This is a genomic window from Raoultibacter timonensis (assembly GCF_022845715.1).
Taxonomy (GTDB): domain Bacteria; phylum Actinomycetota; class Coriobacteriia; order Coriobacteriales; family Eggerthellaceae; genus Raoultibacter; species Raoultibacter timonensis.
On record NZ_AP025564.1, the window covers coordinates 771,800 to 790,267 of the forward strand.

Here is an 18,468-nt window from a genome sequence, read left to right on the forward strand (position 1 = left end):
TTGGTGGTAATATACCGCATTGTTTAGCACTCGTTACTCAAGAGTGCTAGCACTCAGCTCAAACGAGTGGTTAAATAGAGCAACGTGACGTGATTCAGAAAGAGCCGATCGAAAGGAAGGCATAGATATGAATCTTAAACCATTGGGTGACCGCGTGATCATCAAGCCGGATGAGGCGGAGACCACGACTGCGTCGGGTCTGTACATTGCGTCGGAGGCCAAGGAGAAGCCGACGACCGGTGTTGTGCTCGCCGTAGGCGATGGCAAGCTCGACAAGGACGGCAAGCATCTGCCGATGCCCGTCGAAGTCGGCGACAAGGTTATCTATGGGAAGTTCGGCGGCACCGAGGTTACCGTCGACGGCGAGGACGTTTTGATCCTGCGTGCCGACGACCTGTATGCGGTCTTCGCATAAGCCTAGTTTTTCTGTATCCCTGTCAAACATACCGCCTTTTCGCTGCATCGATGCGGAAAGCGCGGGTTGCAGTAAGTAAATGAGAGGAAATGAGCACTATGGCAAAAGATATCAAGTTCGAAGCCGATGCGCGCAGCGCACTTGCGGCCGGCGTTTCCAAGTTGGCCGATGCCGTTAAGGTAACCCTTGGCCCCAAGGGCCGCTACGTCGCCCTCGAGAAGTCCTACGGCGCGCCCGTCATCACCAACGACGGCGTGACCGTCGCCAAGGAAGTCGAGCTGGAGGATCCGGTAGAGAACATGGGCGCCCAGCTCGTCCGCGAAGTTGCCGTTAAGACCAACGACGTTGCGGGCGACGGCACCACCACCGCAACGCTGCTCGCCGACGTCATCGTTTCCGAGGGTCTGCGAAACGTGACCGCCGGTGCCGATGCGCTCGGTATCCGCCGCGGCATCCAGAAGGCAACCGACGCCGTTGTCGAGGAGATCAAGAACACCGCAACCGAGGTTTCCGGCAAGGATCAGATCGCCAACGTCGGCACCATTTCCGCAGGCGATGCCGAGATCGGCGAGAAGATCGCCGAGGCTATGGACGCTGTCGGCAAGGACGGCGCGATCTCGGTCGAGGAGAGTCAGACGTTCGGTCTCGAGATGGACATCGTCGAGGGCATGCAGTACGACCGCGGCTACATCTCTCCCTACATGGCTACCGACATGGAGAAGATGGAAGCCGTTCTGAAGGACCCCTACATCCTTTTGACCGACCAGAAGGTCAGCAACATCCAAGACATGGTTCCGCTGCTCGAAGAGGTCATGAAGTCCGGTCGCCCGCTGTTCCTCGTCGCCGAAGACGTTGAGGGCGAGGCTCTGGCCACCATCCTCCTGAACAAGCTGCGCGGCACCTTCAACTGCGTTGCCATCAAAGCCCCCGGCTTCGGCGATCGCCGCAAGCGCATCCTCGAGGACATCGCCGCCGTCACCGGTGCGCAGGTCATCGACAAGGACTTCGGCATGACCATGGCCGATGCCACCATCGACATGATGGGCCATGCCAAGACCGTCAAGGTCACCAAGGACACCGCGCTCATCGTCGACGGTGCTGGCGACAAGAAGGCCATCGAGGATCGCATCCACCAGATCAAGGCCGAGCTCGATCGCGTCGATTCCGATTTCGACCGCGAAAAGCTCCAGGAGCGCTTGGCCAAGCTCTCCGGCGGCGTTGCGGTGCTCAAGGTCGGCGCTGCTACCGAAAGCGAGCTCAAGGAGAAGAAGAGCCGCATCGAGGATGCCCTGCAGGCAACCCGCGCTGCGGTTGAAGAGGGCATCGTCGCCGGCGGCGGCGTGGCTCTCGTGAACGCCATCCCCGCGCTCGACAAGGTCGAGACCGCCGACAAGGACGAAGAGGTCGGCGTCGGCATCGTGCGCAAGGCGCTCGAGGCTCCGATGCGCGCCATCGCTCAGAACGCCGGTTTCGAAGGCAGCGTTGTCGTCGAGCACGTGAAGAGCATGAAGGTCGGCGAAGGCCTGAACTGCGCTACGGGCGAGTACGGCAACATGATCGAGATGGGCGTCAACGATCCGGTGAAGGTTACCCGCACCGCGCTGCAGTCCGCTGCTTCCGTGGGTGCGCTCATCCTCATCACCGAGGCGACCATCAACGAGATTCCGAAAGACGGCCCCGATTTGTCCGCGCTCGCAGGCGCTGCCGGCGGCATGGGCGGGATGATGTAAGCGCTCGCTTACCGTTTTTACCGTAAAGCTTCAAACTCGGAAATTGGGCGGCCTTCGGGCCGCCCTTTTTTGAAGCGTCGAGGCATTGGGGCGTCGGTCGATGTGTACGGAAGCGCGGCGCCGCCGGATCCTGCGAAAAGCGCAAGAGCCCCTCGACGGGCAGCGCAGCGGATCGGGAGGTTTCGTGCAGCTTTTTTCGATTATGCGCTCTGCGAAAGGCAATTCGAGCGCCGAAAGAGCTTTTCTGATCGCAGATCCAATCAGCAACAGAGACCCGATGATGTATCGTCCCTCTGACCAGGCGTTATCGAGAGCGTTCGGCGAGGCGGCGATCGGTGGGGTACCGTTCGGGCTGCTCGTCGTCGCTTAAACGAAAAAACTGCACTCAAGTCGCAGTTCAGCGAACGGGAATACAGCACCTAAACGGTTCCGCTCGTTTCGCCTTCTACGATCTGCGTGGGCGGGTTCGAACGCGCTACGTACCGTTTCGTACCGTTCTGTACCGCCTCATCCCCCTCGTTTACCCTCATATATGAATAATTCGAAAATAAGTATTGATCTGGCTTAATGTAGTGAAAAGACGTACTTTGTGAATAATGTATGACGAACAACGGTTTGCCCGATCGCATCGCTATCATGGGCAACGGACAATACGTTGTACGATACCCAGGAGGATCACATGTCTCAAGAAGCACGCAACCTGCCGGATCAATTCCGCCACTGCTCGAACCTCATGCGCCGCATGTACCACCAGAGCGGCCCCATGAACACCCGCCACGGACAGGGCAAGCTCATGCACTACCTGCTTGCCTTGGACGGCGCAACCCAGAAGGACCTCGCCAAGGAGATGCGCATGTATCCCGCGTCGCTCGCCGACGTTGTGCGTCAGGCCGAGTGCAACGGGTTCGTCACGGTTGCCCCGAACGCCGACGACTCCCGTTCTACGGGAGTGTTTCTGACCGACGAAGGTCGCGCCATCGCCGAGAAGCGGGCGGCGGCCAACGACCGTGTTGCCGAGGAAATCTTCGCTGATTTCACCGACGAAGAGCGCATGCAGCTTGAAGGCCTGCTCGCCAAGCTTTCGGATTCCCTCGAAAAGAAGGCAACCCAGGAAGACGATGAGGACCGTCGCTGCAACCATCGCAGCCGCCGCAGCCGTCGTTACGACGGTCATCGCAAGTGCGGTGGGCGTCGCATGCGCAAGAACGACCAGTTCGTTTCTCGCGGATAGGGCGGCGTGCCGTCGAATCGAATGCACGCAGTGAGAGCCGACCGAATCCGGTCGGCTCTTTTGCGTGTCGGGCACAGCGAGGGCCGCGGGAGGTTTGGAAGGTTCGGCGAACTCCGTTGTGCCGAGCTTGCGAAGCGTCGAACCAAGCGAACAGCGTTTCAGTCTGCGTAGTTGGCAAGAAACGGCGTTTCCTGGGCCAGATACGGGGTGCAGAGGTTCGTGTTGACGATCCATTCGTTGCAGGCCGGTTCGAAGAACTTGTCGATGTAGCAGAAGTGGTACGGGGTCGTCATGTACTTGCCCAAGAACGATCCCGGTTCGTCGAAATCGCACTCGAAAGCGTAGGCCCACGAATCGGACCCCGCCGACTCGACGATCTTTGCGAACTTGCAGTTGCGCAGTCCGGGAACATGCTCGGTCATGCCGTTCATATTGGCTTCCATCTTGGCAACCATGTCGGGGTTCGCGTCTTCGAGAAGGCTGAAGATGAGCACGCGGTGGCATTTCGAAACGCTTTTCTCCTGCAAGGTCAGCGTCCCGTCCCCGTAGGCGGCGAATTCGAAGCCCGCAACCACGGCGGTGTTCTCGAACAGCGTGTACAGATCATTCCAGGAAGGTTGGGCTTTCGCCTGGTCGTACTCGGCTTGGTCCTTGAATCCCAACTCGCAGAAGTAGTCGCCGCCGGGCATGGGCGGCTCGAGCACCGGTGCCGCGAGGTTGACGGTCGTAATCGCGCCTGCTGAGGCTTTAACGTCTGCGTCGAATGCCTCTTTCGCGGAAGCATCTGCCCCCTCGGCGAACGTGGCCATGAATACTGCGCTAAACATTGTTGAGCACCTCCATATACTCTTCGCTTGCGAAATACGAGCGATCGCGGGAAACCACGCGTTTCCTGACTGCGGCGCACCATTCGACGTAAGCGGGGTTGTATCGCGTTGCCGACGACATCGCCCAGCAGGCCACGGCGATGTCGTCGAGGGCCCATACGACCTGTACGGTGTTGGAATCGTTGTCGAGCCACATGGGGGGCGCGACCGTTGAGCTGACGAGCACCATGCCGGCGTCCTCCGCCATGGGGCGGTACGTTTTCATATAGTCGTCGAGGAATGACTTGCCGTCTCCCGGTTTCGGCATAAACGTATCGACGACGTACAGCTTTTCTTCCTGCGCCATCTCTGCTTGGCCCCCTTCGTCTTCCTCGGTTGCTTGCGCCCCGTTGGCGGGCTCGGGCGGCGAAGCCGTTTGTTGGGAGCAGCCGGCCATCGCGCCGAGCGATGCGACTCCTGCGGCGGCCCCAACCGCCATGAACGCTCTTCGGGAAATATCCGAACGCATATCGATCATAACCATCCCCTTTCCGATGATTGCGCCGACGCCGCATCGCGCGGGTGCCGACGGCGCTCGCTTTGGGCGAGCGATCCTGTAGCGGCGAACCGCTCGGTATGCATCGGATACGACGTGCCGCTTCCTTTCTGCTTGACAAATGCCGCCCGATACAACTAGGCTACATGGAGGTTTCTCCCAAAACCCAGCAGCCCACACGAAGCAGATTCGACTCGGTTCACCATACCTGCGGGTAGTGAGGCGGTCTGTCTCACGAAAGTGGCTAAACTGCCTTTTTCTGTCATCCGTAAGGTATGATTCGGGGGGAGGGCGTGGAGGGAAGGGCATGCAAGTAGACTTAAAGGCGGGGAAAATAGGGAAGAGGCAAGTTGCGAAAACGGCGCTTCTCGATGCGGTTATTTGGTTCTGGTTTCATCAGGTATCCTACCAGAGCCTGTTTACCCAGCAGGTGGATTGCCTCCCGGCGTTCGGGGTGTTCGGCCTTCTCGTAACGCTGGCGACAGGGGCGGGCATTATGCTCGCGCGCTGGGATCGGATACCGTTCGCGTTTCGGGTAACCGTCCCCGTCCTTGCCCTCGCTTCGACGGTGGCGCTTTTGCTCATCAGCCGGTTCTCGCTATCGGGCACGGTGTACGAGATGGTCGCCTTCCTGTTCTTCTCGGTCGCATGCTTCGGGTGCCAGCTCCTGCGCGTCGAAAACCTTGCGAAATGCGATGACGTGAAGACCCTTACTGCGGCGCTGGTCGGTTCGTTGCTTTTGTACTACGTGCTCAGCTTCGCGCTGCTGATCCTTCCCCGCATGGTGTACGACGCATTCGCGATTCTTGCCCCGCTTGTTCTGCTGATCGGGGCACGAAAGCCGCTGCGGGAAACCGAACGCGTCGGCAAGATTTCTAAAAAGACGTTTTTCCTCACCCCGAACCTCCTCGTGGTGATATTCGGGATAGCGGGGGGCTTCGTGTTCTCCAGCGGGAGCATATCCTCCGCCACGACGCTCGCCGATCTCTTGACGGCGCCGTCCCCATCGTTTCTCCTGATGCTTCTTCTCTATATGGAGTTGGGGGTAATCGTATCGTTCGGTTTGCGCTTCAGGAAGGCGATGTACTTCGTCGTGATGAACGTCGCGTGGGCGGTTGGATCGATGCTGGGAAGCCTTGTGTTTCAGCTTACACCCGCCGTGCCCGACTCGCTGTCGGTCGTCTTGTCGGTTGCCATCGTTGCGAGCTTCTTTGTATTCCAGAACACGTGGCTCAACGGGCCGAAATACATCGTCGAATCGAAAACGGTGGCTTCGGAGGATTTCGCTCGCGCCCAGGGTTTGTCGAATCGCGAGACGGAGGTCGTCCTGTTGCTTCTCGAAGGCAGAAGCCTGCGCTACATTCAAAACGAGCTCTACATTTCGGAGGGAACGGCGCGAACCCACGTGAAGCGGATATACGCCAAACTCGGGGTTCATTCGAAGCAGGAGCTCATCGATTATTTCAAAGCCAACGTGTGAGGCGGCGGGGAACGTGAAAAAGGCCGGCCCCAAAGAAGCCGGCCTCGGATGGCGAGAGGCTGCGGGCGCTGCCCGAACCGCAGCTGCGGTTCGGGCAGCCGACGAAGCTAGAGCCCGAGCGCGTGGTGGACGGCAACCCATCCCATAACGCCGCCTGATCCCAAGCTGATGCCGCCGCCGACGTAGCGACCGCCGGAAACGCCCGACGAGCAGTTGCCCACCGCGTAGAGTCCCGATATGGGCTCTCCGAGCGCATTGACGACCTGGGCGTTCTCGTTGATGGTGAGGCCGCCTGCGGTGCCGCAGGTTCCGGGAACGTAGATCGCGCCGTAGAACGGGGGCGTTGCCACCGGTGCCAGGCACGGGTTCGCGAGATCGGTGCGCATGCCCGCCATGACCGCGGTGGTGTTCAGATCGAGCTGTTTTTCACCTCGATGGTACACAGGGTCGATGCCCTGCTCGGCGTTCTCGTTGAAAGCTGCCAACTCGGCGGCGAGCCCGGCTGCGTCGACCCCGAGTTTCTCGGCAAGCTCTTCGAGCGTGTCCGCTTGAACGAAGTGGGCAGGAAACTCGCCGTCGGATCCATCGCTGCCGTACGTCTCGTCGAAATAGCCGCCGTCCATCGACCCGACCGTGTGCCCCGGGAGGGAGTAGGTGTTCCAGCATGCCGAGTCGCAGATGAAGTACGAGGGTATGTTGAGATGCTCCATTTCGCCGTTGTCGTAATAGGCGAAGGCCTTGTTGTAGGTGTCGTATGCGGTTGCCTCGTTGCCGATGCGGTGGCCTTTTCTGTTGACGACAACCGCGCCGGGAAGGCCTCGGTACATAGCCCAGTCGGTTCCCGCGATCTCCTGGGCGATCTCGTTGTTGGCGATCAGCTCTTTGGGGTCCTGTCCCGTCGTGAGAATGGCGGGAGCGCCCCAGCAGGAATCCATGTACGAAAGGTCGGCGCCTACTGCTTGGCCCATCTTGTGGCCGTCGCCCGTGTTCGTGGTGCAGGCGTTGGTGGCGAGTATTTTGAAGGGCAGATGCTTTGCGCGCATGTCTGCGTTGTGGTCGAAGCCGCCGGTGGCGAGGATGACGTGGTTGGCTTTGATGGCGATTTCGTCGCGCCCCGACGTCGCTCTGACGCCGATCACCGCACCGTTTTCGTCCGTGACGAGCGTGGTTGCGGGCGTTTCCATCATGATCTCTACGCCGGCATCGGTAAGCGCCGCCTTGAGCTGCTCCCACATTTGCGCGGCAACGAGGGCACCCGAAGAATCGGAGGCTCCCAGGCTCGCGCGGCCGAACGGGATCCATCCCGGAAGCGGCTCGTAGTAATCGCCGAACAGAGTCGAGGGCGTCCATGTCCATCCGAGCGCCTCGCCCGTCCATTTGAGAAAGTCGTTGCCGTTGTCAAGGAAACTGTTGATAACGGTTTCGTCCGCGCGCCCCTCGCTTGCGTTGAGGTAGTACTCGACAACCGCTTCCTTCGTATCGTTCACGCCGGCTTCTTTTGCTGCATCGGACAGGGGGACGGCCATGCCGCCGCCCGAGGTGGCCGCCGTACCTCCCCAGAACTGCCCCTTTTCGAGCAGGCAGACGGATTCCGAGCCGAGCTTTGCGGCGGCCAGTGCGGCAAAAGCACCTGTTCCCGAGCCGACTACGAGGATGTCCGCTTCTTTGTCCCAGGTGATATCTGCGCCTGACGGTGCGGCTTGCTCTTGCTGGTTGCTCGCGCATCCCGAAAGTACGCCGGCGGTGCCCAAGGCCATGCCGGACAGGGCTGCTGCTTTGAGAAAATCTCGACGTGCGATCGTTTCTTTACCCATGCTCTCCTCGCTTTCGTTTGCCGACGCATCGCGTCGGCCCCTTCCTCCTTGACGCCCTCGCCGAGGCTCGTGCGCATTGGGCGCACTCCGCATACCGATGCGCCTTTCCTCGATCGTTCGCAGGGCATGAGTGCACTGTACGCTGGGATTTCGAGAAGGTCTGTCTCACGAAAACGGCTATATGGGACGAATGTGTCATCCGAAACGGATGAATCGAGCCCTTTTGCGAAAGTGTTCCCGACCAAACCAGCCCGGGGCATTGCCGGGTACGCTCCGCTCGCAGGGTTTCGGACTCCGAGCTCCGATCGCCGGACATGGCCTGATGCTCCGGCCCGAAATGCCGCGCGTTCGAGACGCTAGCTCGGGTTCACGAGGTTTCTGATCGTCACGAAGATGCCGACGAGCATCTCAACGATGGACATGCCAACGAGGAAACCGCCGAGGAAATCCATCGTCTCGCTTGTTGAGAGGTCGGCCACCGATTGGCCGACGGTGAGGGTTACGAAGCCGAGCATGATAATGAGCACGCCAACGAGCACGCGCTTTTCGCGCTGCAGCTGCTCGACGGTGTTGAGCGCTTGGCGCACCACTTCTTCCGAGAGGGCGCTTTCGCGATCGCTTTCAATATCGTGGCCGTTGAGAAGCTCGCTCAACGTAACGCCGAGACGCTCGCAGAGGGGTTCCATGATCGAGCTGTCGGGCAGGCAGCGTCCCGTTTCCCATTTCGATACTGCTTTTCCCGTTATGCCGAGCTCTCCCGCAAGCTGCTCTTGCGTGATTCCGAGCGTCTTGCGCTTGAGGGCTACGAATCGGCCCGTTGTCCGTGCGTCCATGCACTTCCTCCTTGCTGTGATTCCATGATCATAGGCGGATGTGCGCGGCAATGCCATCCCCGCGAAGTAGAATATGGTAGAGAAGATTCGTTTTTTCGAACACGTCGTTGATGGGAGCTTCACGTGCCGATTATCCGGTTGTCGTCGTTGGGGGATTCGCGCCTCGATGCATATGCGCGGCTTACCGAAGCGCAGTTGCGCAATCGGCTCGAGCCCGAGAAGGGCATTTTCATCGCGGAGTCGATCAAAGTGATCGACCGAGCGCTCGCTGCGGCCTACGAGCCGATCTCGTTTCTCATGGAGGAGAAATGGCTTGATGCGTCGACGGGCGTTATCGACCGCGTTCAATCCGATGTGCCGGTGTTCGTGCTGCCTGCCGATGAGCTCAAACGTCTGACGGGTTTCGAGCTTACGCGGGGGATCCTTGCTGCGATGCGCAGGCCCGTGCTGCCGAGCGTCGAGAACCTGCTGGCTGATGCGCATCGCGTGGCCGTGCTCGAAGGCGTCGTCGACCATACCAACGTGGGGGCGATTTTCCGCTCGGCGGCAGCGCTTGGCATCGATGCGGTGCTCGTGACGCCGAGCTGCTGCGATCCTTTGTACCGACGTGCCGTGCGGGTTTCGATGGGAACGGTGTTTCAAGTTCCTTGGACCCGCATAGGAAGCACGGTGGAAGATTGGCCCGAAGCGGGGTTGGCTCTGCTGCGGAGCCTCGGGTTCGCCACGGCGGCATTCGCTCTGACCGACGAATCCCTTTCGATCGATGATGAGCGTCTTCATGCTTGCGATCGGTTGGCTATGGTGTTCGGTACCGAAGGCGACGGGCTTGCGCAATCGACTATCGCGCGTTGCGACTATACGGTCAAGATTCCCATGGCCCACGGAGTCGACTCGCTCAACGTCGCCGCCGCTTCGGCTGTGGCGTTTTGGGAACTGCGCGAGCGCTGATCGTCGCTTGCTGCTTCATGGCGTCCTCTTCGGGTGGCGCCGAGCGCGGGTTTTCTGCGGTTCGTCAACGGCCATGAGCTTGCTGCACGTAGATTCGATGGTTCTGCTAGAATACTCAGCCATGGAAATCATCTTACATATTTTGGAACACTCGGTGATCGACACGCTGCGGCTTGTACCGTTTCTGTTCGTTACCTATCTTGCCATGGAGGCGCTCGAGCATAAAGCGGGCGATAGGGCCGAAGCCGCCATCCGAAAGGCGGGGGCCGCGGGACCTGCGATCGGCGCGGTGCTCGGCGTGTTTCCCCAGTGCGGGTTTTCCGCTGCTGCCGCGACGCTGTATGCCGGGCGGGTGATCACGCTTGGAACGCTCATCGCCGTGTTCCTTTCGACTTCGGATGAGATGCTGCCCATCTTCATCGCCGAGCAGGTCGATCCCGCCGTTATCTTGAAAATCCTCGGAGCGAAGCTGCTTATCGGTTTGGTCATGGGCTTTCTCGTCGACGGGGCGCTGCGCATCGCCCGCCGCCGCGGTGCCGACGCGATGAGCATTCACGAGCTGTGCGAGCGCGATCACTGCCACTGCCATGGCGGCGATGGCGGAATTCTCAAAAGCGCTATCAAGCATACGTTGCAGGTGACGCTGTTCATCTTCATCATCACGCTTGTGCTCGAAGCCGTTATCGAAGGCGTCGGCGAAGATGTGCTCGCCGAGTTCCTCGGTGCGAACCCGGGCCTTTCGGTGTTCGCCTCGGCGCTCGTAGGCCTCATTCCCAACTGTGCGGCATCCGTCGTCATCACCGAGCTGTACCTCGAGGGCACGCTGTCGGCTGGAGCCATGATGGCGGGGCTGCTCGTTTCGGCGGGCGTCGGTTTGCTCGTGCTGTTCCGCACGAACCGTTCCGTTAAGCAGAACATCGCAATCCTCGCGCTTCTCTACGGCATCGGCGTGGTGTGGGGGCTTGTCATTTCGGCGGTTGGAATAACGTTCTAGGCGGCAGTGGCTTGCCATGGGCAAACGAATTGCTATAGTGGGCAGTAATCGATCAAGGCGAAACAGGAGGAGCCATGGCGAAGCTTGAAGCTGGTATGACGCGCGATGAGGCGCTCGAACTTTTGAAGGAGCACAACAAGGATCCGTTCCATATCGAACACGGCGAGACGGTTGAGCAGACCATGATGTACTTTGCGCGCGAGTACGATCCTGAAAACGAGGAGTTTTGGGGCATCGTCGGTTTGCTGCACGACCTCGATTGGGAAGAGCACGACAACGAGCCCGAGCTGCATACCATCTACGCCGCGCAGGATATCGAGGCTGCCGGCGGCACCCCCGAGCTCATACGCGCCATCCAGTCGCATACGTCGGATTTCAACACCGATCTGCCCAAGCCGGAACTCATGATGGAGAAGATTCTGTTCGCGACGGAGGAACTCACGGGGCTCATCGGAGCTGCCATCGTCATGCGTCCCTCGAAAAGCGTCATGGATTTCGAGGTGAAGTCGCTCAAGAAGAAGTTCAAGGACAAGCGTTTTGCGGCGGGAGTCAGCCGCGAGGTGATTCGCAGCGGAGCCGAGATGCTCGGTTGGGAGCTCGACGAGCTGTTCGATCGCACCATCACGGCCATGCAGTCGTTCGCACCCGACAAGGACACGTTCGTTCCCGCCGAATAAGCGCCGCCCCGTTTGGCTGCCGGGCCCCCGCATGCGGGGGCCTTCTTGCTTTCGGGCTGCAATCGGGGTTTCATCAGAAATATGCGGGTGATGCAATCAGGCTTCCCATCTGGTACAATTCGCTAGTTGTATAGACGAGGAGGTATTCGATTGGACGGGATGACCGATACACTCATCAGCGTTACCGGCGCGATCAGCGAAGCGATGTACACCTACGTGCTCGTGTTCATGCTCGTGGGAGCCGGGGTGTATTTCACCATACGGACCAAGGGCGTTCAGTTCCGCTATATCAAGGACATGTTCACGGTACTGACCGAGCAGAAGCACGTGGGCGGTACCAGGAGCGTCTCGTCGTTCCAGGCTCTCATGGTTTCGACGGCGAGCCGCGTCGGCACCGGCAACATAGCAGGTATCGCCACGGCGGTTGCTACCGGCGGACCGGGGGCGGTTTTCTGGATGTGGCTCATGGCTCTCATCGGGTCGGCTTCGGCGTTTATCGAATCGACGCTTGCGCAGATGTTCAAAATCAAGGGCCCGGGCGGGGAATTTCGCGGCGGACCCGCTTATTATATCGAGCAGGCGCTCGGAAAGCGCTGGCTCGGCGTGCTGTTCAGTATCCTGCTCATCATTTGCTTTGCGTACGGGTTCAATGCGCTGCAGTCTTTCAACATGAGCTCGTCGCTTGAATACTACATCCCCGGCTACTCCGAATCGCAGGCGCCGCTGGCGCTCGCAATCGTGCTCGTCGTGTTCACCGCGTTCGTCATCTTCGGCGGTGCGCACCGCATCAGCTTCATGACATCGATCATCGTGCCTATCATGGCGATTGCCTACATCGCCCTTTCGGTATGGATCACGGTTACGCATATCGATGCGATCCCCGCGGTGTTCTCGCTCATCTTCGAATCGGCGTTCAACTTCCAATCGATCTTCGGCGGCTTTGCCGGGTCGGTTGTCGTGATTGGCATCAAGCGCGGGCTTTTCTCGAACGAGGCCGGCATGGGCTCTGCTCCCAACGCTGCCGCTGCGGCGTCGGTATCGCATCCCTGCAAACAGGGTCTCGTGCAGACCCTTTCGGTGTTTATCGATACGCTCGTAATCTGCTCATGTACCGCGATGATGGTGCTCGTGTTCTTCGTCGGAGGAGAGCCGGGCGATCTCAACGGCATGCCGCTCGTGCAACAGGCCATCAACTATTCGGTCGGCGAATTGGGCATCCATTTCATCACGTTCTCGATTTTCGCCTTCGCTTTCTCCAGCCTGATCGGCAATTATTTCTATGCTGAGAGCAATATCAAATTCATCAAAGACAACAAGATCGTCTTGTTCGTGTTTCGCATCACGTGCCTTGTCGCCATCTTCATGGGTGCGCAGTCGAGTTTCGATCTCGCTTGGAACGTTGCGGATATCGTGATGGGCGCCATGGCGTTCGTGAACATCATCTCCATCGTCCTGCTCGGCAAGTGGGCGCTTCGCGCGCTCGATGATTACACGGCGCAGCGCAAGCAGCATAAAGATCCGGTTTTCGTGGCCTCGAGCATTCCCGGTTTGCCTCCGACGCAGTGCTGGCACGAAACCGCCGAAGAGCTTGCCGAACACGACCGCGCTTTGCGTGTAGGCGAAGAAGAGGCCTAAGCGGGCGAAACCGCGCAAACCGCAACGTCTTCTGGTACAGCGCCCCGAGCCGCTTTGGTTCAGGGCGCGTCGCTGCCCCGCTATCGCCATCGCAAGTAGTCGTGTCGCCTTCGTTTGGGCGAATGGGCTTTCGCGCGCGGCGGCGCGGCGGCGGTCTCCGGTGACACGCGTTGCATCCGGCGGAGCGCTTTCCTGCGCTTCGAGCGGACGATTGCCGCCACTGCCAAAACGGCGAGTGCGATGAGCGCGGAAGCGCCGATCGCAAAGACCGCGGTTCCGTCTCCCGTCCTCGGCGCTGCCGGGCGCCCGTTCGCGCCCGCTTGAGGCACGGTGTGCTCAACGATGTTGCTGGTGTTTTCGAGAACGCCGCTCGATCTTGCGCGGTCGGCGGCGCTGAGCGCGAACGAGGCCTGGTTCTCTATCGATCGAACCGTCTGGGGAGCATCGACCGTTACGGCGAACGACAGCTCGAGCGTTGCCCCGGCTTCGATGCGCGGCACGAGCCATTCGATACGGCGATTGTTTTCGCTCAACGTACCGCCATCGGAAGCCGACTGCGGCACGTACGATGATCCTTCGGGTACGGGATCGCGAACGAGCACGTTTTCGGCGATCGCATCGCCGACGTTCGAGACGGTAAGCACGTAATCGATCTCGTCGTCGTTTCGCACGCTTTCGCCTGCTGGCGGTACGGATGACTTCACGACGTTCACGATGGGGCCGAAGGGCGATGCGGTGTTGACCGAGTGCACGGTGCGGGCGGTGACGCGGTCGGGGTCGGGCAAAGTCGGATCGCCTGCGGTAACCGAGTCGGACGATGCCGAATAGAGCGCCTCGTTGACGATCCATTCAGGCGGGTTTTCACCGACACGAACCGAAAATCCGACCGACCGTTCGGTATCGGGTGCGACATCGGTAAGCACCCATTCGACATAGCCGTCGCGTTTTTCCGTGGCGATAACGAATGCGCCTCCCTCGCTTGCCGAGTCGAACAGATACGAGGCCCCTTCGGGGATGTAATCGCGAATCCGCACAGTCGGCGTTGTTGTCGCGCCGGTGTTCTTGACGGTAATCAGATACGCTATCTCGCTGCCTGCTTCTACGGCGGATCCCGATGCGGGATTGGCGGTCTTGTAGGCGGTCGTCTTGTATCCCTGTATCGGCTCGGGGTCGTGCGAGGGAAAGGCTACGGAAACTTCGTGTTCGACCGACGCGTCTCCCGTGTTGTCTGCCGAAGCCGTGGCGCTATTGCTCACGGTATCCCCAGGCTCCGCCTCCTCGTCGATCAGCGTTTCGTAGCGTATCGTCAGCTGGTCGGCGCTTGTCAGATCGAAGTCCGTTTCAACGGAAAAGCCCGTGAGCGTTTCGTTGCTGTCTGCCCGGTAGACGATTTGCGCGGAATCTATCGGTTCGTTGTCGCCGTTGCTTACGACAACCGACCCCTTGGCTATCGATGCCGATTCGGTCGATTCGAGCGCGTCGGTCACGCCGATGCTTCGGGCGGGCCCTGTTTCGTCGGTGTTGAAGATGGAGAGTTCATAGCGGGCCGTGCGGCCGGGGGAGTAGGTTTCACGATCGGACGTCTTCTCTATTTCGAGCGCGGTATCGTCGGGGTCTGCGCAGGTGATCGAGCAGCTTGCTTGTGCTCTCGGGGCGTCGTCCGCTTCGGTCCAGGCGGTATTGCTTACGGCCTTCGATGGGGTTTTCGCATTGAATCTCGCTTTGTACGAAACGATGATTTTCGACGAATCGGGAAGATCGGCGTTGGTGGTGATAACGAATCCGCTATGTTCGCCCACCTCGTTGTCGGCCCATGCGACGTCCCACCCGGAAAGGGTGCGACCGCGTTCGTCTTTCAACGAAATCGAATCGTCGAGGATCGCAACGGCCCGAGCCCTGTCGGCGAGCAGATCGTCGCCGATGCGCACGTTGTGCGCGGTCTCCCCAGTCCGCAATTCGGCTACCTCGATCGTGTACTCTGCCACGTCGCCCACGTGGTAAAAACCGATATCAGCGGATTTCGATATGCCCAGAACGGGACCGGCGACCGAAACGGTTTCCGTATCGGTCGCGGGAAGGTTCTCGTCGCTTGTGGCCGTTATGCTGTTCGTGGCCGTTTTTGAAGCGAGCGCTTGATCGGTGATCAGGGCTTGGTATTCGATTCGGAAGGAGCGTTCGCGTTCGATATCGAGGGGATTGAGCGCAGCCGCTTCGATGACTGTGCCGCCGTCGTCGCAATCCCATATACGATGGTTTTGGCTATTGACAAGCGCCTTTCCTGTTTCGATCTTCCAGTTCTGCGAGCCGACGTTTTGGACTATGTCGATTTGATCGGTGATGACGGCGCCGTCCTGATCGCTGACCACGATGGAATTGCGAAGCAGCTCCATGCCCGGTGTTTCGAGAACGTCCTCGAAAACCACGTTGCGGGCGACGGTTCCCCGTGCCCGATTGGAGGCGTCGATGCGATACGTTACGATATCGCCTACTTGGTACGCGAGGGAAGGAGCCTGCTTGGCAACACTGAGGCGCGGCGAGTTTACCCATACGCGGGCAGCCGGCTCGGCCGTTACGGGTCCGGATGCGTTTTGCGCAAAAACTACGGCGCTGTTCAGGATCTCGCACCCATTTACTTCTTCTGAGGGGATGCATTCGAAAACAAGCTTAACCGGCGTGTCGGCAGGCAGGTAGTTCAGCGACAGGGAGGATTCAAGCCGGTTTTCCGACACCTCGACGGTGCCCGAGATCGTACGTTGCTCGGCTTCTCCATGCACTTCGTCGTCGCCGTGGACGGGATAGGGGACTTGCGCTGATTCCCCATCGAGGTCGATTCCCTCGACGCGTACCGCGTCAGGCCCATCGACGATGGCGAGCCCCTCGGGCAGAGGAAGGCTTTCGAGCGTAAGGTCGCGCGCGATGGTCCCCTTTGGTTCGGCTGCTATCTTCACCTCGAAAACGACAGGATCGTCCACGCGGCGCTCGTAGGCGCTTCCGGTCAACGGGGAGACCAGCGCCTCTTCGGAGATGACCAGGCGGGGCGAGTTGATGAACACCTCGGCATCGTCAGACGTGGGGATAAGGGGGCATCCCGTGCTGCCATCGGGGATGTTTTGCGCATGGGCGTATACCGTATTGACCACCTCGGTTCCGTTTCCCTGCTCGCTCGCGATGGCGCGATACGATATATCGACGGTTTCTCCGAAGTCGAGCTCGTCAAGGGAAGCGGTCCAGCCCTCAGCCGTTTCGCTGACGGATGCATTTTCGCCTTCGGCTATCGCAACCGAGCCGGGTACGAGTTCGAGTCCTTTGGGAAGCGTATCCGAAACAGCCACCGCTTTGGCCCTTGCGTTCTCTTGCGTTTGGGTAAGCGTTGCGCGAAAGGTCACTTCGCTTCCGACGGGAAACTCATACTCGTTTGCGGTTGCGGGATCGGCTTCGACGTGCTTGTCGATATCGAGCTCGGGCGGCGCGAGCTCGGTTACGACCTCTTCGGTGGGTTGCTCGGTTCCGTTGATGATGGCCTTTGCGCTGTTGGCGAACCGCAGGGTGCCGTCGTCGGGATAGTCGATCACCTCGGTTTCGATCTCGAGATAGTACGTTTCGCCCATCATGCTCATCCCGCTTTCGCAGAACTCTTTTGCGAACTCGAAGGAGACGGTCCTCGTTTTGTCGTCGAATGCAGCTGTACCTGCTTGAGGAAGTTCCTTGCCGCTTTCATCGAGCAGGCGTGCGCTTTCGAGCCGAAGCGTGCCCGGTAACGTATCGACGATCGACATCGATTCGTAGCGGATGAAACTCGTTGCGCCGAGGTCGTTCACCTGTTGAGCGATGCGGTATGTGATCGTGTCGCCCAGACGGACATCGTGCGTTTTGTCGGCGATCTTCGTCGGAGCCGGCGGTTTAACCGAGGTGAGGGTCATGAAGTTGGTTGCGTACCACATGCTTCCGTTCATGACGGCCCCGTCGCCCGCGATGCCTGCCGTGCCGGACCACGAAGCGGTTTTGACTGCGTATGCCTTGGTTTCGATCGAATTCGACAGCTCGTTGTCGACGGCGAAGCAGACCGATCTCCAGTAGTACGTTTGCTCTCCGATCGTATCGGAGAAATCGATAGAGTCACCGTTTGAGTCGTATACGTCGGGGCAGCCGATAAACGTGGTGTAGCCATTTCCGTATTCGCCGGTCTTGTCGTAGAGCAGGCTGCCGGCGATGACGTCGTAGGGGGTCTTTCCCCCCTCGTAGTTGCAGAGCAGCGAGGCGTCCGGCGCTTCGTTGCTCACGTAGCAGGCGGACACTTTTTCGCTCGGCAAGGCGAACCCCTCCCCTCGGTTGAGCGATGTGGCTGTCACGTATATCGTGCCGAGTTCGATCGGCAACCCGGTTTGGGCTTCGAAGAACTCGTAGTGCGCATCGAGCTCGTCGGTGCCGACGAAGAAGATTCCGTGGCTGAAGCACTTGGGTATCTGCACGAGCGGATGGCCGTTGTAGTGCGCTTGGTAGTCTCCCTGTTCGGCCACCGTGTTGCCGTCGCGAACCGTGTAGGTTGCTTTGATGGATACGGGAACGCTGAAGCTCGGATCGGCGATGTCCTTCATATCGCCAACGTAGTCATAGACGATGCTCACGCTGGCTCCGTTGGCTGCGGAGGCTGTCTTGTCGCAGAGAAATCCGAAGCCCGGAATGCCTTCGGTTCTGCCGTAGACGTTCTCGATGGGTATCTGCATGGCGCGATAGGGCGAGTAATCTCGGTTTGGGTCGCGCTTCGCGGTGCTGTCGGCGAGGGCGATCATCGAACCGCCTGATGTAGTGAAATCAGGGATGGCGATATCGTTTTCGAGATCGAGCAGGTTGATGTACTTTCCCTCGTCGAAGAAAGTCGTTCTGTCGACCGAGACCACCCCGCTTGCCTGGAGCAGGTTTTCCTGCGGCGAAGCAGAGGCGACGGGTGGGTTTCCCACGAGCCCCGCTGCGCAGATGAGCAGCGATACGAAGAATACGAGTATGCGGATCGGGTTTGCGGACATCGGCTTCCTCCTTGGTTCGCCGCGCACCTCGGCTGTAAGACGCGCGATACGGCAAGCCTACCGCGTGCGTCTTGCGTGGCGGTCTGAGGGATGAAGCGGGAACCTTGCACCGTTGAACATGAGGAATCCGGACAGTCTTACACGCATCGTCCTTTCGAGTGAGTTTTCCGCGATGCCTTTTGCGTCGGATTCGAATTAAACTGAGAATGATTTACCTCGATCCCGTCGTTTTGCCGGTGTCCGAAATATGTCGGATAATTCTCATTGACCGCATTAGAACTCGCGGCTAGAATAGATACTCGCATTTCGCGAAGGTACCCTATGG

The 18,468-nt window shown here is 59.6% G+C and carries 14 protein-coding genes; 9 read left to right on the plus strand and 5 right to left on the minus strand.

Annotated elements, in window-relative coordinates:
* Positions 1-127 precede the first annotated feature (127 nt).
* The 4 genes from MWL89_RS03030 (at position 128) to MWL89_RS03045 (ending at position 3,376) form a co-directional block, all read left to right on the plus strand.
* The gene (locus MWL89_RS03030; protein ID WP_102379073.1) at positions 128-415 is read left to right on the plus strand and encodes a co-chaperone GroES; all 288 of its coding nucleotides are present in this window, start codon (positions 128-130) and stop codon (positions 413-415) included.
* Positions 416-513: 98 nt separating this feature from the next.
* Complete coding sequence (gene groL, locus MWL89_RS03035; protein ID WP_102379072.1) at positions 514-2,145, plus strand: chaperonin GroEL; 1,632 nt, start codon at positions 514-516, stop codon at positions 2,143-2,145.
* Between the two features lie 100 nt (positions 2,146-2,245).
* Positions 2,246-2,515, plus strand: a complete 270-nt coding sequence (locus MWL89_RS03040; RefSeq protein ID WP_244411709.1) for a hypothetical protein — start codon at positions 2,246-2,248, stop codon at positions 2,513-2,515.
* Positions 2,516-2,824: 309 nt separating this feature from the next.
* Positions 2,825-3,376 (plus strand): MarR family winged helix-turn-helix transcriptional regulator, encoded by a 552-nt coding sequence (locus MWL89_RS03045; protein WP_102379070.1) that lies wholly within the window; start codon positions 2,825-2,827, stop codon positions 3,374-3,376.
* A 158-nt stretch (positions 3,377-3,534) separates the two neighbouring features.
* Here the strand turns inward: MWL89_RS03045 and MWL89_RS03050 are convergent, their stop codons facing one another.
* Together MWL89_RS03050 and MWL89_RS03055 are read right to left on the minus strand one after the other, a co-directional pair.
* Entirely contained in the window at positions 3,535-4,203 is a 669-nt protein-coding gene (locus tag MWL89_RS03050) for a Dabb family protein (RefSeq protein WP_244411710.1), read from the minus strand.
* Positions 4,196-4,720 (minus strand): hypothetical protein, encoded by a 525-nt coding sequence (locus MWL89_RS03055; RefSeq protein ID WP_102379068.1) that lies wholly within the window; start codon positions 4,718-4,720, stop codon positions 4,196-4,198. Before MWL89_RS03055 ends, MWL89_RS03050 begins: the two co-directional genes overlap by 8 nt.
* A gap of 325 nt (positions 4,721-5,045) precedes the next feature.
* Between MWL89_RS03055 and MWL89_RS03060 the strand changes: the two genes are divergently transcribed.
* On the plus strand, positions 5,046-6,218 hold the full coding sequence (locus tag MWL89_RS03060; RefSeq protein ID WP_244411711.1) for a response regulator transcription factor: 1,173 nt from the start codon (positions 5,046-5,048) through the stop codon (positions 6,216-6,218).
* 107 nt (positions 6,219-6,325) lie between these two features.
* Here the strand turns inward: MWL89_RS03060 and MWL89_RS03065 are convergent, their stop codons facing one another.
* Together MWL89_RS03065 and MWL89_RS03070 are read right to left on the minus strand one after the other, a co-directional pair.
* Positions 6,326-8,032, minus strand: a complete 1,707-nt coding sequence (locus MWL89_RS03065) for an FAD-dependent oxidoreductase (RefSeq protein WP_244411712.1) — start codon at positions 8,030-8,032, stop codon at positions 6,326-6,328.
* Between the two features lie 356 nt (positions 8,033-8,388).
* Positions 8,389-8,865, minus strand: a complete 477-nt coding sequence (locus MWL89_RS03070; RefSeq protein WP_244411713.1) for a helix-turn-helix domain-containing protein — start codon at positions 8,863-8,865, stop codon at positions 8,389-8,391.
* A gap of 123 nt (positions 8,866-8,988) precedes the next feature.
* Here MWL89_RS03070 and MWL89_RS03075 point away from each other — a divergent pair, with 123 nt between their 5' ends.
* The 4 genes from MWL89_RS03075 to MWL89_RS03090 all read left to right on the plus strand — a co-directional run bounded on the left by MWL89_RS03075 (position 8,989) and on the right by MWL89_RS03090 (position 13,119).
* Complete coding sequence (locus MWL89_RS03075; protein ID WP_102379064.1) at positions 8,989-9,813, plus strand: TrmH family RNA methyltransferase; 825 nt, start codon at positions 8,989-8,991, stop codon at positions 9,811-9,813.
* A gap of 154 nt (positions 9,814-9,967) precedes the next feature.
* The gene (locus MWL89_RS03080; protein WP_244411714.1) at positions 9,968-10,807 is read left to right on the plus strand and encodes a putative manganese transporter; all 840 of its coding nucleotides are present in this window, start codon (positions 9,968-9,970) and stop codon (positions 10,805-10,807) included.
* A 74-nt stretch (positions 10,808-10,881) separates the two neighbouring features.
* The gene (locus MWL89_RS03085) at positions 10,882-11,484 is read left to right on the plus strand and encodes an HD family phosphohydrolase (RefSeq protein ID WP_102379063.1); all 603 of its coding nucleotides are present in this window, start codon (positions 10,882-10,884) and stop codon (positions 11,482-11,484) included.
* Between the two features lie 159 nt (positions 11,485-11,643).
* Positions 11,644-13,119, plus strand: a complete 1,476-nt coding sequence (locus tag MWL89_RS03090) for an alanine/glycine:cation symporter family protein (RefSeq protein ID WP_244411715.1) — start codon at positions 11,644-11,646, stop codon at positions 13,117-13,119.
* A gap of 80 nt (positions 13,120-13,199) precedes the next feature.
* Here MWL89_RS03090 and MWL89_RS03095 read toward each other — a convergent pair whose 3' ends face one another.
* On the minus strand, positions 13,200-18,143 hold the full coding sequence (locus MWL89_RS03095; protein ID WP_244411716.1) for a hypothetical protein: 4,944 nt from the start codon (positions 18,141-18,143) through the stop codon (positions 13,200-13,202).
* Between the last annotated feature and the right edge of the window lie 325 nt (positions 18,144-18,468).